We start from the raw sequence: 14,825 nt of genomic DNA on the forward strand, positions 1-14,825 counted from the left end.
TAGGTGGCGGGTAGTTCACTTGTTTTCACGAATCATTATCAGGATTTCTTATTTTACCACCTTCTTTTGCTTCCAGGTTAAAAGAGATGTGGCCACACCGACTGCCATGATCGTAATAAAGGAGAGAATTAAGGTTTCCTTCGAAATCAAAACCCCGCCTAAGTAGATCACGATCGCATCAATCATAAAAATGATCAAGCCAACGTTAATAGGAAGAATTGTAGACAAATATTGGGCTAATAGATCTGCGCCGCCTGTACTTGTTTTAAATCGGAGCATGATGCCAATTCCCGTTCCGACAAAGAGCCCACCTATAATCGAACTGCTTAATGGATCAAGTTCTACATAATACAAAAAATAGTATTGATACGGACGTAAAACGTCGATAAATAAAGAAGAGATGAGCATCCCATGAATACTATGATAGAAAAATGATCGATATTTAAACCAAGCCAATAGATATATTGGAATGCTTAATAAAATAATAGTTAAGCCCACCTTTAATCCTGATAAATAATTGACAATCAATGCAATCCCAATCATTCCCCCATCTAATAAATGAAAAGGAACAAGGAAAAAGTTGATTCCTACCGCAAGAATCAAACTACCTAATAGAATCGCAATTGCTTTAGAAAAGAGCTGCACTTTATTCATCCCCTATTTTGTCCATCTCTTTATGTATATTTTTGTATGCTTGTTAAAATTCATAGAAACGAAAAACCATTGTCCCACTCTGAAAAAAACTTTCTGAATCCTGCCTTCTTATTGAATCAAGGGGACGGATTCGATATAATTTGGTAGAGAAACCGGAAAACGAACAAACGTGCGATAAAGGGTGGAGAAAATGGAACAAATGATAGGTAATGATATTTTTAAAGGGTTAAATCCACAACAACAAAAAGCGGTTGAAACAATCAATGGACCATTATTGATCCTAGCTGGAGCAGGAAGTGGCAAAACAAAGGTTTTGACCCATCGTATTGCTCATTTACTATATAAAGGGATTGCACCATGGAGTATCTTAGCGATTACCTTTACCAATAAAGCTGCAAGAGAAATGAAGGATCGCGTTGCACGATTAGTGGGACCACAGGCAGAAGACATTTGGATCTCTACCTTCCATTCGATGTGTGTCCGTATTTTACGTAAAGATATTCAACGACTTGGCTATTCTAATAATTTCTCGATTTTAGATGCATCAGATCAGTTGAACGTGATCAAACAGATTATGAATGAACTGAATATCGATAACAAAAAGTTTGAACCAAAGGCGATTCAAGCCACCATTAGTCAAGCGAAGAATGAACTGAAATCACCAGAGGCTTTTGCCAAAATAGCGAACGACTTTTTTATGCAAAAGGTACTTGCCGTTTATGAGAAGTATCAAGCAAGGCTAAAGGCGAATCACTCTTTAGATTTTGATGATTTGATCATGGTAACGGTTCAATTATTTCAACAAGTACCGGAAGTATTAGCTTTTTATCAAAATAAATTTAAATATATTCATATTGATGAGTATCAAGATACAAACCGTGCACAATACCTATTAGTACAAATGTTAGCAGACCATTATCAAAATATCTGTGTCGTTGGAGATACAGACCAATCGATTTACAAATGGCGTGGAGCAGATATTCAAAATATCCTAAACTTTGAAAAGGATTTTCCTAATGCTCAAGTGATTAAACTGGAACAAAATTACCGTTCAACGAAGAATATTCTGCGTGCAGCCAATGAGGTCATTAAAAATAATTTTCAGCGTAAAGAGAAAAATCTTTGGACAGAGAACCCTCAAGGAGAAAAAATTACGCTTTACGAAGCGATGAATGAACATGATGAAGCCTATTTTATTGCCAAAGTGATTCAAGATGGCATTGACAAAGGAAAACAGTATCATGATTTTGCTGTCCTATATCGGACAAATGCCCAAACTCGTGTGATTGAGGAAATTTTTATCAAATCGAATATTCCTTATAAAATGGTTGGCGGTACCAAGTTCTATGATCGCAAAGAAATCAAGGATATCATGGCGTATCTTCGCTTAATCGTCAATCCAGATGATGATATTAGTTTACGTAGAGTGATCAATGTCCCTAAACGGGGGATTGGAGCTGCAACAGTAGATAAAATTGCAGAATATGCTGCATCTCAAGGCATATCGATGTTTGCTGCTATTCAAGTTGTCGATTTTATCGGTTTAAGTGCAAAAGCAGCCAATAAGGTGAGCGAATTTGCAGGGATCATTTCTCAATTTAGCCAAATGGTAGATTATCTTGGGGTCTCAGAATTAACAGAACAGGTGATTGAGAAAACAGGCTACCGTGAAGAATTAAAGAAAGAAAAAACTCTGGAAGCAGAAAGTCGCTTGGAAAATATTGAAGAATTACTCTCTGTCACATTAGAATTTGAAAATAAAAGTGAAGATAAATCATTAGTGACCTTCTTAACAGAAATTGCACTTGTGAGTGATGTGGATCAAATGGATGAAGCTGAAGCAGAGAAAGGTGTTACGATGATGACCCTTCATAGTGCGAAGGGACTTGAATTTCCTGTTGTCTTCTTGGCAGGAATGGAAGAAGGCATTTTCCCTCATAATCGGGCGTTAATGGAAGAGGACGAAATGGAAGAAGAGCGAAGACTAGCCTATGTTGGAATTACACGGGCAGAGCAAGAATTATATCTGACCCATGCTGGTTCACGGATGCTATTTGGTAGAACACAAATAAATCCACCTTCACGTTTTATTAAAGAGATACCTGAGGACGTCTTAGAGGATTTACGCGAAAGGTCACAACCTACCCGACCTATGCAAAGGGCGACTATGCCCGAGATGCAAAAAAGACCTGAACCTCGTTCGGATTGGCAAGTAGGGGATAAAGTGAAACATACTAAGTGGGGGATTGGAACAGTTGTTACGGTAAAAGGGGAACGTGATGATTTGGAATTGCAAATTGCTTTTCCAACCCCAATCGGTATTAAAAAGCTGTTAGCCAGGTTTGCACCTATTGAAAAAGTGGAGTAGGAAGGAAGAATTAAAGATGGACAAGCAGCAAGCAAACAAACGAATCGAGGAATTACGCAAAACGATCAATGAACATAGTTATCGTTACTATGTCCAAGATCAGCCTACAATTACAGACCAAGAGTATGATCAATTGATGCAGGAATTGATCGCCATTGAAGCAGAGTATCCAGATTTGATCACCCCTGATTCACCTACACAAAGAGTAGGGGGAGTACCACTTGATCAATTTCAAAAGGTTGAACATCGCATTCCATTGTTATCTTTAGGTAATGCTTTTAATGAACAAGACCTTTATGAATTTGATCGTCGTGTACGCCAAGCAGTAGGTGGAGAGCAAGTGAATTACATGGTTGAGCTTAAAATTGATGGCCTTGCTGTTTCTCTAACCTATGAAAATGGCTTGTTTGTGCGTGGAGCAACACGAGGAGACGGTACGATTGGTGAGGATATTACACAAAACTTAAAAACGATTCGCTCCTTACCTTTAAGATTAAAGGATCCCGTTACCATCGAAGTAAGAGGAGAAGCGTATCTACCAAAAAAAGAATTTCAACGAATCAACAAGCAACGGGAACAAAATGGCGAGCCTCTTTTTGCTAATCCTCGGAATGCCGCAGCGGGTTCTTTAAGACAATTAGACCCTAAAGTAGCTGCAGAAAGAGCATTAGATCTTTTTCTTTACGGAATTGGGTCGATCGAAGGAATCGAATTAAAATCCCATAGTGAAGGATTAAATTTTTTAGAACAGCTTGGTTTAAAAGTGAACCCCGAACGACGTCTATTTTCTGCGATGGAGGAGGTTATCCAGTTTATTCAGGGTTGGACCGAAAAAAGGCCACATCTTCCCTATGAAATAGACGGAATGGTGATTAAGGTGGATTCTTATGAATTGCAACAACGCCTTGGTTTTACGGCCAAAAGTCCAAGATGGGCGATTGCTTATAAGTTTCCTGCGGAAGAAGTGGTTACCGTACTAGAAGCGATAGAAGTGAGTGTTGGAAGAACAGGAGTCATTACGCCAACTGCGATTCTAAAGCCGGTAAACGTTGCTGGAACCACTGTGAAAAGAGCATCCTTGCATAATGAAGATATGATACGCGAAAAGGGAATCATGCTTGGCGATCATGTCATTGTGAAAAAGGCAGGAGATATCATTCCTGAAGTTGTAGCCGTTCTCCCTGAAAGGCGAACAGGTAAAGAACAACCTTATCATATGCCAAACCAGTGTCCAGCTTGTGAAAGTGACTTGATACGCCTAGAAGGAGAAGTTGCTTTAAGGTGTATCAACCCAAAATGTCCTGCGCAAATTCTAGAAGGAATTATTCATTTTGTTTCTAGAGATGCAATGAATATTGAAGGATTAGGAGAAAAAGTAGTTGCTCAACTATTTGAACAGGGACTGGTTCACAGTGTGGCAGATTTATATACACTTAGAAAAGAAGATTTACTCCCATTAGAAAGAATGGGTGAAAAGTCTGTGCAGAATCTGCTAGAAGCGATTGAAAAAAGTAAAGAAAACTCATTAGAGAAGCTTTTATTTGGTTTAGGCATCCGGTTAGTAGGGGCAAAAGCGGCGAAGGTTTTGGCGCAAAAATATGGAACGATGGATGATTTAGCTAAGGCATCTGAAGAAGAACTAAAGGCTATTGATGAAATAGGCCCTAAAATGGCAGATAGTATCGTAACCTTCTTCCGCTCTCCTGAAGTACAAGAAACGATCCAACGTTTAAAAGAACAAGGTTTGAATATGACATATAAAGGCCCAAGATTAGAAGAATCTACAGCGACAACAGATTCTATTTTCTACGGCAAAACGGTTGTCCTTACAGGTACTTTAGAACAAATGACTAGACAAGAAGCAGCTGAAAAGTTAGAAGCTCTTGGGGCAAAAGTGACAAATAGTGTGACGAAGAAGACAGACTTCGTGATCGCAGGTGAAAAAGCAGGTTCAAAGCTGACAAAAGCCCAAGAGTTAGGAATAACAGTATTAACAGAAGAAGACCTATTATTTCATTTACAGAAAGGCACGGATGATGGGGCAGCATTGTAAAAAACAACTGATCAAAACAATTTTTCAAAATAGCGGAATATAGAACTATCGAGGTGTAAACATGGAGCAATTATGGGATTGGATCATCATCATTTTTCGTACCATTGGAATCCCTGGATTAGGGGTAGGGCTATTTCTTGAGGGGATGGGAGTTCCCTTTCCGGGAGAAACCACAATGGCCTTTTTTGGTTTTTTATCCCAACGGGGTGATTATCCCTTCCTGCTCCTTGTGGCTACTGCTTCACTTGGTTCATGGATAGGTTCCTGGATCGCTTTTTATTTAGGGAGGACATATGGTATCGGCCTATTGTTCCGATATGGGAAATATCTTTTCCTAAAAAGGCGTCATATCAAAATGACGATGAGATTATCTAGACGTTTTGGTGTCTGGGTACTGGTCTTAGGCAGACATCTCCCAGGAGTTCGGACCATTTCCTCCTATATGGCGGGAATTGGTCGAATGAGCTGGCCAGTATTCTTGGTCTATAGTTTGTTAGGCTTTGTTTTTTGGACGACGACATGGTTAGCTTTTGGCTATATAGTAGCGAATCGTTGGGAACAAATGGTTCAAGTGTTTAGCTCATGGGTAGCTATCATTTTTCTAATTCTTTTCATAGGTATTGGTTTAATCTATTATGTTAAAAGATATAGAAAACAAGGAAAAGTAAATTAGAGTATAAAAGGGTTTGAATATTCCATAAGCTGCGACCTTCAGAAGTGCCCTTCTCTCCGTAATCTTTATTCATAGAAGGGCACGGATGACGGAGCGCGATGGAATATACAAACCTTTTTTATTTATGAGTCCCCTTATGGGTATTGTTATATTTTAAGCCGATAACGAATCACTTTTGCTTTGACTAATGCCTTATAAAGAATCAACAATAATGGACCTAGGAAAACACCAAGGATACCCAGTACTTTAAATCCTACCCAAATACTAATTAATGTGGTTAATGGATCCAATCCAATTCTTTCTCCTAATATTTTTGGTTCGATTACTCGTCGTACCACAGTAATCACGATAAAGAGAACAATTAATCCGATTCCTAAAAGGGTATTTCCTTTTGTAATTGAAAAAATAGCCCATGGCATAAGTACAGAACCAGTACCTAGAATCGGTAAAATATCGACCACAACAATCAACAAAGCGATCGCAGAAGCGTAGCCTACATTTAATAGAACTAATCCAATTAAGCTGATGATATAAGTAATCGAACTAAGAATGACTTGTGCATGTAAGAAACCAAAGGTTGCAACTCGGATATCTTTTAAAATAATCTCTAACTTTGCTTTTGATTCTTTTTTAAAATAGCTAAAAAACTTCCGATTTATATAAGGAAGATTTAAACTAATTAAGAAGAGAGAAACAAAAAAGAGAATCAGTGTAATAAAGTAGTTTGGTATCGCTGTTGTAATATTATAGGTTTGAGTTCCTATCGTAGATAATAGGTCCATGTTGGCTAAATCGTTGATAAATTGAGTAAAAGATTGGTTAATTTGCGTTGATACTTCAGTAGGGAGCATCTGAATCACATCTTGCGTTTGTCGATATATATGGAAGAACCAAAGCTGGATATTCGGAATATTCTTTTGGATATATTGAATCAAATTCACCATTTCAATGCTGATCCGTGTAACAATCATATAAACTAACCAGGAAAAAGTACCCAAAAAGAGGAAATAAGTAATGTTAACAGCAATGCTTCGTTTTAGTTTTGTCATTTTCATTAACCAGAGGTTAACGGGTTCTAACATCAATGCAAATAGATAAGCAAAGATAAACGGAATAAAATGTGGAAAAACATAATAAAAGACCAAAGGTATCAATAAAATACCAATAATGATGCCAATTGTAATTAGAACTTTTACCGCATAATGCTTCATGAACAATCCCTTTCTCTATCCTTTTGAGATTCATTGTATAGAAAAATTTTGATAGATGCAAACACTTGTTATCAGTGATAAAATGGACAAAGGTAGTCTGCAACATAGATAAGGGGGCTTTTTTATGCGATTTAAGAGGAAAAGGTTATTTATCCTTTTATTTTCTTTTACGTTTATCTTTAGCGGTTGTTCCATTTGGCAACCACTTGAAAATAGTAAAAAACAGAATGAAGCGATGGAACCTACTTCTATTATTGCGCCAGACGTAAAGGTAAACGAAGAATATTACCGTGGTGTTTTGCCATATAAGCCAAGTCCAATTGGTGGAATGTTAAAGGAACTTCCTAGACGTCTAGATTCCAACAAATTCGAACTAGGTTTGATTGAAATGGCAAAAAATGAATACGATCCTAGCGAATTTGTTTTTCAAGAAGGACAAGTTTTAACGATGAATGAGATTGAACCGATCCTAGACCAATACCAAGATTTCCTTTATTCTGTCGTTGAACATGATTACTTACATGAAGATGGAACCTATGGCGGGGTTGTGGTTGGATTATTCGTGTCCTCTGTCTATCAGGAAGGGGAAACGAGAAAGTCCTATACCGATGATCAGATTAGAGAGAGATCGAAAGAAATTGCAAACAAAATCTTGTCCATGGTACGGAAGAAAGTAACAGATCCTTCTATTTTGTTTGGGATCGTGAAAGCTGAAGAAATTGATATGAAACTCCCTGGAACTTTTATCTTAAAAGGAGAAGTGAAAGAAAAGGAAAATAGTATAGATGATTGGACAAATATAGAAGAGTCTTATCTTTTCCTACCTGCAAAAGGAAGTTCATATAATGGTAGTGAAGGCGATATATCTCTTGGCTTTAACCAGTTAAAAGATCAGTTAAATGAGTATCTCCCAGGATTTGCAGGGCTAACTGGCTTGGCCAGATTTGTAAATGGCAACTTAATTGAATTGACAATCAATGTAAATACTGAGTTTGATTCAACCGTTGAAGTGATTCAATTTACCCAATTTGCAATTGCATTGATTTCTAAATATTTCCCCACAGACAGTCAAATCAACCTTTATGTTCAAACGATCGACCAACCAAAGGCGATTTATATTAGACAAGCAAATGGAGATGACTTTGTCCATATTTATAGGGATTAATCCTACAAAATAAAGAATAACAAGAAGAACGTATCCTTAAAAAATAAGGTACGTTCTTTTTTGCACGACTATTATTTCAAAGTAATTATGGAACCCTGCAAAAATCTTCCTCTTAGTATTTGGTGGATTTTTATATTTCATAAGTAACGACTTTTGGGAGTGTATTTCTTACCTAATGTTTTATTCTAAGAAATGCACGGACAACGGAGTGCGTTGGAATCCTTTATGATTTAAACAAACTTTTTAAGATGAATAGCCCATTAGCAGGTCTTTCGGCAATACGTCTTGAAAAGTAAGGATACCAATGCTTTCCATAAGGGGTATATACTCTTACTTTATACCCTTCTTTTACTAATTCACGTTGTAACCCATTACGAACCCCATATAACATTTGAAATTCAAATTGATCATTGGAAATGTTATTTTCTTTGACAAAGCGTTTTGTCTCCTGAATAATTTTTTCATCATGAGTAGCAACAGCTGTATAATGGCCATTTTTTAAATGGAGGGCCACGATTTTATTATAATTGGCATCTACGTCTCTCTTTAGCGGGAAAGCAACTTCCTTAGGTTCCTTATAGGCGCCTTTAACGATGCGAAGGCTTGCCCCTAATTTTCCTAGCCCTTCTACGTCTTTTTCTGTTCGATAAAGGTAAGATTGAACGACTAAGCCTACATGTTCCTTGCCGTATTTGGCTAATACACGTTTAAAAATATCTATCGTAATGTCAACGACTGGAGAGTCTTCGATATCGATTCTGACAAAATTGTTACGTTCTTTAGCTGCGGCTACAATTCGGTCCATATTTTGATAACAAAAATCATGGTCAATACTTAACCCAAGCTGGGTGAGTTTGACAGAAACATTGGATTGTAATTGATGTTGTTCGATCATTTCAAAAATTCGGATCGCCTCATCGGTTGCTTGTATCGCTTCATCCTTTGTGGATACGCTTTCTCCCACATGGTCTAAGGTAACTAGAAGTCCTTCCTTATTTAACTGTTTGACCATTTCTACAGCTTGCTCTAAGCTCTCTCCAGCGATAAAGCGCTTTGCCCCCATTCTCATACCATGCTTTGTAACCACATTGGTGACTGCTTTATTGCTTGCTATCCCTAAAACGACTTTACGACCTAATTGTTCAAAGGCCATACTCCTCTACCTCACTTTTTTTACGATTTTTCTTTCTATGCGGCTAAAAATGATTTAACTATTCAATAAGCAATTTTTAAGCAATTTTTATGCCAATTTTCCAAAGAGAATAAAAATAATCAATAGACAAAATTTTTTGTATAAGTGTCTAGTCGATTTTTACAATATTGTTTAAAATATAAATAATATTAACAAAATTGTATAACGGGAGTGGGAGTCATGCTTCAGCAAGTGTTAAAGCTAAAAGATATCGCAGAACCATGGGATAAAACAAAAAAGATGACAAACTTGAATCTTTTTCCCTACGAGGCAACTTTAGCAGATTTAAATCAGCTAGAAGAGGGAAAAGATATTGGCTTAGAGCAAGATGGGGAAATCATTGCTTGGATTCCTTTTCAACGCTTGGTTTTAACACTTTTTCAAGCTTGGAAGATGACCCAAGCCTATTATAAAGCACTGCTTTTATCGATTAGTGATGCGGTTACAGGGGTAAATGCTAATGGGGATATTGTTACCTGGAATATAGCCTCTGAGCAGTTTTATGGTTTTAAAACACAGGAGGTTTTAGGACAGCCAATTACGAAGTTTTTCCAAGAAGATGCAGTTGTTTTAAAGCAAACCCTCAATAAGGGTTTAAAAATCGAGCACAAATATAACCAGCCTATTCCCAATGTTCATGTTCTAATCAATGCTACCCCTGTTTATATGGAAGGTAGGTTAATAGGCGGAATATCGGTAGAACGGGACATTAGTGATGTCGTACGCTTAAACGAGGAGTTGTCAACGACTAAAGCATATATTCATGATTTAGAAAATAAATATGAAAAGAATTACTCAGTCGATCCGTTTGAAAAGATTAAAGGGAAAAGCCATGTGATTAAAGAAACCATTGCTATAGCAAAAAAAGTAGCAAAAACAGATGCCACTGTATTGATCACTGGAGAAAGTGGAGTAGGAAAGGAGTTATTTGCTGAAGCGATTCATAAAGGAAGTAGGCGAGCAGACCTTCCTTTCGTAGCCATAAACTGTGGGGCAATCCCAGCTTCACTCTTTGAAAGTGAGCTGTTTGGCTATGAAAAAGGTGCCTTTACAGGGGCAATAAAGGAAGGCAAAAAAGGGAAAATTGACCTTGCCAAAGGAGGAACGCTATTTTTAGATGAGGTTGGGGAGTTACCACTAGATTTACAGGTTAAGCTTTTACGTGTTTTACAAGAAAAACAATTTTACCGTCTAGGTGGAAATACAGCAATCCCTGTAGATGTGCGGATTATCACTGCAACCAATCGCAATTTGGAGGAAATGGTAGCTACGGGTAAGTTTAGGGAGGATTTATATTATCGTTTAAATGTCATTTCATTATATATCCCACCATTACGGGAAAGAGCAGAGGACATCCCTGATCTATTAACACTCTTTTTAAAGGAATTTTCCTTTAAATATGATACCAATGTACCTAAAATCTCCGCAAAGGTAATGTCGATCTTTTTACATGATGAATGGCGCGGGAATATTCGACAGCTTCGGAATGTTGCAGAGCGTTTAATTATTTTAGCGGGTGAAGAGGAGAGAATTGAACCTTACCATTTACATCATATTCTTAAAAAAGGGGTTTCCGTTGCTAAACAGCAATTACTAGATTCAACACTAGATGAAACAAAACAGGAAGAATGGAAAATACGCCAAGCCTTACAAACGACCTATCGTAACAAAAGTGCAGCTGCTAAGATGTTAGGGATTTCACGCGCAACCCTATACAATAAAATGAAAAAGTATGGGATTGATTAAATTTGGCATTATTTTTGCATATAAAATACATGAGAAAATAAGATTTTTAATGAAAAGGGGGAGTGAGAATTTAATCAAATTTGAGAAAAACATTTCTTCCAAAATTCTAAAGAAAAATAAAAGGAGCTGATTGTATGATTAAAGAGTTTACGCCAGAACCACTTACGGATTTTTCAAAAGAGGAAAATCGAAAAGCTTTTGAGGCTGCATTAGAACTTGTGAAGTCACAATTAGGAAAAGAATATCCTTTAATTATAAATGGAGAAAAAATCTTTACCGAGAAAAAAATCGTATCCTATAACCCTGCAAAAAAAGATGAAGTCATTGGTGTTGTTTCTAAAGCAAATCAAGAATTAGCCGAAAAAGCGATTCAAGAGGCAGCGAAAAAGTTTGAAGAATGGAAAAGGTTCCCTGCAGAAGGTCGTGCTCGCTTACTATTCAAAGCAGCAGCGATTCTTCGTCGTCGTAAACACGAATTCTCCGCTACAATGGTTTATGAAGCTGGGAAGAGTTGGGCTGAAGCAGATGCAGACACAGCAGAAGCAATTGATTTCATGGAATACTATGGCCGTGAAATGGTTCGTTTAGCAGGGCCACAAAAGGTTACTCCACTAGATGGTGAAACAAATGACCTTGTTTATATACCATTAGGAGTAGGAATCATTATACCGCCATGGAACTTCCCGTTAGCGATCTTGGTTGGGATGACAACAGGTGCGGTTGTATCAGGAAATACCGTTATTTTAAAACCAGCGAGTGCAACCCCAGTCATTGCAGCTAAATTTGCTGAACTTCTTGAGGAGGCGGGCATTCCTGCTGGAGTGGTTAACTATCTACCTGGAAGTGGTGGCGAAGTAGGAGATTATTTAGTAGAGCATCCATTAACTAGATTTATTAGCTTTACCGGTTCTCGTGAAATTGGTTTACGCATTACTGAAAAGGCAGCAAAGATTAGCCCTGGTCAAAAATGGATCAAACGTGTCGTTGCTGAAATGGGTGGTAAAGATGCAATTTTAGTCGATCATGATGCTGATTTAAATGATGCCGCTAATGCAATCGTTGCCTCTGCCTATGGGTTCCAAGGGCAAAAATGTTCTGCATGTTCTAGGGCTATTGTCCATAAAGACGTATACGATGAGGTATTAAACTTAGTTACTGAGAAAGCAAAGGCTCTTTCTATCGGTGACCCAGTCAATGTAAAAAATAATTTTGGCCCTGTGATAGATAAAGCTGCTTTTGATAGTATCAACCGTTACATTGAAATAGGTAAAAAAGAAGGACGTCTTGTTTTGGGTGGAAATAGTGATGACTCAGTTGGCTACTTTATTGAACCAACGATTATTGCTGACGTTGATTCCAAAGCAGTGATTGGTCAAGAAGAAATCTTTGGTCCTGTGTTGGCAGTAATTAAGGCAGAAGATTTTGAGGATGGGGTACGGATCTTTAATGACACAGAATATGGTTTAACTGGTTCACTCTTTGCAAGAAGCAGAGAAACGATTGAAAAAGGTCGTGAAGAATTACATTGTGGTAACCTCTACTTCAACCGTAAATCGACAGGAGCTATTGTAGGCGCTCATCCATTTGGTGGCTTTAATATGTCTGGTACAGACTCAAAAACAGGTGGCCAAGACTATCTCTTACTCTTTATGCAACTAAAATCGATCTCCGAAAAACTATAAGTTGATTTAAATAATATGACCTCGCGAAAAAGAGATGCTAGAAAAATAGCATCTCTTATCGTTTGCAATCGTCTTATTTGGGGGTATAATAGGATGAACTTATTTTTGCAAAGTTAAAAGGACGGATCTCATTTATGACGATGTTCCAAGACTTAATCATTGTTAGTTCATTGACCATTATTATCCATATGATTGATACCTTCTCCTATTCGGTGCGCTTGGCAGGAGTTCGAACGAGAAGGTTAGCTTTGGCTTTGTCCTTGTTCAATATTCTAGTACTTATTTCTAGAACATCAAATATGGTTCAAGGACCATTGGCTGGAGGTTTCGTGGATTATGGCGCACAAACTGGAGATTTGGGTTGGGTTGAGACAAGATTTCGGTTGATTATTCTTTCTGCAACAATCGGAAGCTTTTTAGGGGCGCTATTAATTCCAACGTTTATTCGTATCTTTTCAAAGGCGATTGTGAAGCTTGAATTGTATGGATCGATTCCTCATCTTTTGAGAAGAACCTTAACGATTGGGAAAATCAGAAGGCTAGGTAAGGAGTTTTCTCCTCCTCGTGTCAATATTCATCGGTTTCGAATTGCTGGTGTTCCAAAAAGGTTGATTATCCTGCAAATCGCAATAACAGCCATCTATACTGTAGGGGTCTTGGCTGCCATGTTTGCCTCCTTGCTTGTGCCTGAGCATGCAACTAGAGCCGTCATGTCTTCGGGGATTATTAACGGAATCGCCACCATTCTTTTTACCGTTTTCGTTGACCCTCAAGTTGCACTTTTAACAGATGAAGTGATCCATGACAAAAAAAGTTACTTAAATATCTCTAACATGGTAGGGGTACTCATTATGGGGAAAATTGTCGGAACATTGATTGGACAATTGATCTTTATACCTAGTGCCAAAATCATTGCTTATTTCACCATTTTTATCTCATAAGGAATCTTTTTGATTAGGTATCATAAGAGAGCGCTTGGAAGTAAAGACTAGAAGGTAAAAAGATAATGGGGGCTTTGCGATGAAAAGTTATCTCCTTCCATTCATTTTTGCCTTTTTTTCTGTTCTGATCTTAGTTCCTATTTTACGTATCATTGCTTTTAGATATCATTTTGTGGATATTCCGAATCAAAGGAAAATTCATCGAGAGCCTATTCCTCTTCTTGGAGGGATCGCCATTTTTATAGGGTATATCTTATCCTCTTGGATCTGGATTAAACCCTTAAATTTACGCCTAGCTATTTTTATTGCTGGCCTGCTTATCGTGGGAATAGGCCTTCTTGATGATTATTACAAAACAAGGAATAAGGATTTATCTGCTTTTCCTAAGTTTTTGATTCATTTTTTGATCGGATTACTGTTATTTGCTTTGGATATACGGATTGAGGGCATCACTTCACCTTTACAGGATCAATTTATTCCTTTTCCTCCTGGGTTATCTTTATTTGTCACTTTACTGTGGGTAATCGGTTTAATGAACATGATGAATTTTCTCGATGGGGCAGATGGGTTAGCAAGCGGCATTACCTTAATCTCGTCGATGACGTTATTTCTTATTGCTTTTGTAAAAGGACAGGAGGTAACTCCACTTTTATCTGCTATTTTAATGGGATCTAGCTTAGGTTTTCTAAGGCATAATTTTTACCCTGCAAAAATTTTTATGGGAGATGCCGGCTCTGCCTTTCTGGGCATGGTATTAGCTATTATTTCCATCGAAGGAGCTTTAAAAAGTGCTACACTAATATCCATTGTGATGGTTATTTTAGCACTAGGGGTTCCTATTTTCGATACGATCCTTGTATTATTTAAACGAATAAGACAAAGCAAGCCTTTGTATATCGCCGATCAAAACCATGCTCATCATCGCTTAATTCGAATGGGTTATACCCAAAAACAAGCTGTCACCTTGATCTATGTTATCGGCATTCTTTTTTCAATGATTGCAATCCTTGTTTTGTACTTGTATTATCAGAAAGTATAAAAGATTATAGATAGATCGTATAAGTGCAGCATAGGCTTCTGCTTACGCTAAAGGCTTGGCACAAGTCAAGTTTTCTTTATTGGTTCTTTAGTTAAAAAGTA

General features: G+C 37.6%; 11 protein-coding genes. 8 read left to right on the top strand and 3 right to left on the bottom strand.

Annotated features, from left to right (window positions below; genetic code table 11):
• Nucleotides 1–48 precede the first annotated feature (48 nt).
• The gene (locus U473_RS00145; protein WP_235589044.1) at nucleotides 49–645 is read right to left on the bottom strand and encodes a YitT family protein; all 597 of its coding nucleotides are present in this window, start codon (nucleotides 643–645) and stop codon (nucleotides 49–51) included.
• A gap of 199 nt (nucleotides 646–844) precedes the next feature.
• Here U473_RS00145 and pcrA point away from each other — a divergent pair, with 199 nt between their 5' ends.
• The 3 genes from pcrA (at nucleotide 845) to U473_RS00160 (ending at nucleotide 5,748) form a co-directional block, all read left to right on the top strand.
• Nucleotides 845–3,022 carry a DNA helicase PcrA gene (pcrA, locus tag U473_RS00150; protein ID WP_082732277.1) on the top strand — a complete coding sequence of 726 codons (2,178 nt, stop codon included), beginning with the start codon at nucleotides 845–847 and terminating at the stop codon, nucleotides 3,020–3,022.
• Nucleotides 3,023–3,038: 16 nt separating this feature from the next.
• Complete coding sequence (gene ligA / locus U473_RS00155) at nucleotides 3,039–5,075, top strand: NAD-dependent DNA ligase LigA (RefSeq protein WP_068722273.1); 2,037 nt, start codon at nucleotides 3,039–3,041, stop codon at nucleotides 5,073–5,075.
• Between the two features lie 61 nt (nucleotides 5,076–5,136).
• Entirely contained in the window at nucleotides 5,137–5,748 is a 612-nt protein-coding gene (locus tag U473_RS00160; protein WP_068722275.1) for a DedA family protein, read from the top strand.
• 146 nt (nucleotides 5,749–5,894) lie between these two features.
• On the opposite strand, the gene ytvI is transcribed toward U473_RS00160, so the two are convergent.
• On the bottom strand, nucleotides 5,895–6,959 hold the full coding sequence (gene ytvI / locus U473_RS00165; RefSeq protein ID WP_068722277.1) for a sporulation integral membrane protein YtvI: 1,065 nt from the start codon (nucleotides 6,957–6,959) through the stop codon (nucleotides 5,895–5,897).
• Between the two features lie 124 nt (nucleotides 6,960–7,083).
• Here ytvI and U473_RS00170 point away from each other — a divergent pair, with 124 nt between their 5' ends.
• Nucleotides 7,084–8,124, top strand: coding sequence for a CamS family sex pheromone protein (locus U473_RS00170; RefSeq protein WP_068722279.1), 1,041 nt, complete (start codon nucleotides 7,084–7,086; stop codon nucleotides 8,122–8,124).
• A 223-nt stretch (nucleotides 8,125–8,347) separates the two neighbouring features.
• Here the strand turns inward: U473_RS00170 and U473_RS00175 are convergent, their stop codons facing one another.
• Nucleotides 8,348–9,277, bottom strand: a complete 930-nt coding sequence (locus U473_RS00175; protein WP_068722280.1) for a proline dehydrogenase family protein — start codon at nucleotides 9,275–9,277, stop codon at nucleotides 8,348–8,350.
• Between the two features lie 219 nt (nucleotides 9,278–9,496).
• Here U473_RS00175 and U473_RS00180 point away from each other — a divergent pair, with 219 nt between their 5' ends.
• The 4 genes from U473_RS00180 to U473_RS00195 all read left to right on the top strand — a co-directional run bounded on the left by U473_RS00180 (nucleotide 9,497) and on the right by U473_RS00195 (nucleotide 14,724).
• Nucleotides 9,497–11,062: a sigma-54 interaction domain-containing protein gene (locus tag U473_RS00180; protein WP_068722282.1), complete on the top strand. Its 1,566-nt coding sequence runs from the start codon at nucleotides 9,497–9,499 to the stop codon at nucleotides 11,060–11,062.
• 134 nt (nucleotides 11,063–11,196) lie between these two features.
• A complete protein-coding gene (pruA, locus tag U473_RS00185; RefSeq protein ID WP_068722285.1) occupies nucleotides 11,197–12,744 on the top strand; it encodes an L-glutamate gamma-semialdehyde dehydrogenase in 1,548 nt (515 codons plus the stop codon).
• A gap of 134 nt (nucleotides 12,745–12,878) precedes the next feature.
• Nucleotides 12,879–13,685 carry a lipid II flippase Amj family protein gene (locus U473_RS00190; RefSeq protein ID WP_082732278.1) on the top strand — a complete coding sequence of 269 codons (807 nt, stop codon included), beginning with the start codon at nucleotides 12,879–12,881 and terminating at the stop codon, nucleotides 13,683–13,685.
• A gap of 79 nt (nucleotides 13,686–13,764) precedes the next feature.
• Nucleotides 13,765–14,724: an MraY family glycosyltransferase gene (locus U473_RS00195; RefSeq protein ID WP_068722286.1), complete on the top strand. Its 960-nt coding sequence runs from the start codon at nucleotides 13,765–13,767 to the stop codon at nucleotides 14,722–14,724.
• The last annotated feature ends 101 nt before the right edge of the window (nucleotides 14,725–14,825 follow it).

This window comes from Tepidibacillus decaturensis (genome assembly GCF_001561915.1).
GTDB classification, from domain to species: Bacteria; Bacillota; Bacilli; order Tepidibacillales; family Tepidibacillaceae; genus Tepidibacillus_B; species Tepidibacillus_B infernus.

Excerpts from the sequence above, each read along its gene's own strand:
- U473_RS00160 (WP_068722275.1), top strand. The coding sequence starts at position 5,137 with ATGGAGCAATTATGGGATTGGATCATCATCATTTTTCGTACCATTGGA.
- U473_RS00180 (WP_068722282.1), top strand. The coding sequence starts at position 9,497 with ATGCTTCAGCAAGTGTTAAAGCTAAAAGATATCGCAGAACCATGGGAT.
- U473_RS00195 (WP_068722286.1), top strand. The coding sequence starts at position 13,765 with ATGAAAAGTTATCTCCTTCCATTCATTTTTGCCTTTTTTTCTGTTCTG.
- ytvI (WP_068722277.1), bottom strand. The coding sequence starts at position 6,959 with ATGAAGCATTATGCGGTAAAAGTTCTAATTACAATTGGCATCATTATT.
- ligA (WP_068722273.1), top strand. The coding sequence starts at position 3,039 with ATGGACAAGCAGCAAGCAAACAAACGAATCGAGGAATTACGCAAAACG.
- U473_RS00175 (WP_068722280.1), bottom strand. The coding sequence starts at position 9,277 with ATGGCCTTTGAACAATTAGGTCGTAAAGTCGTTTTAGGGATAGCAAGC.
- U473_RS00170 (WP_068722279.1), top strand. The coding sequence starts at position 7,084 with ATGCGATTTAAGAGGAAAAGGTTATTTATCCTTTTATTTTCTTTTACG.
- pcrA (WP_082732277.1), top strand. The coding sequence starts at position 845 with ATGGAACAAATGATAGGTAATGATATTTTTAAAGGGTTAAATCCACAA.
- pruA (WP_068722285.1), top strand. The coding sequence starts at position 11,197 with ATGATTAAAGAGTTTACGCCAGAACCACTTACGGATTTTTCAAAAGAG.
- U473_RS00190 (WP_082732278.1), top strand. The coding sequence starts at position 12,879 with ATGACGATGTTCCAAGACTTAATCATTGTTAGTTCATTGACCATTATT.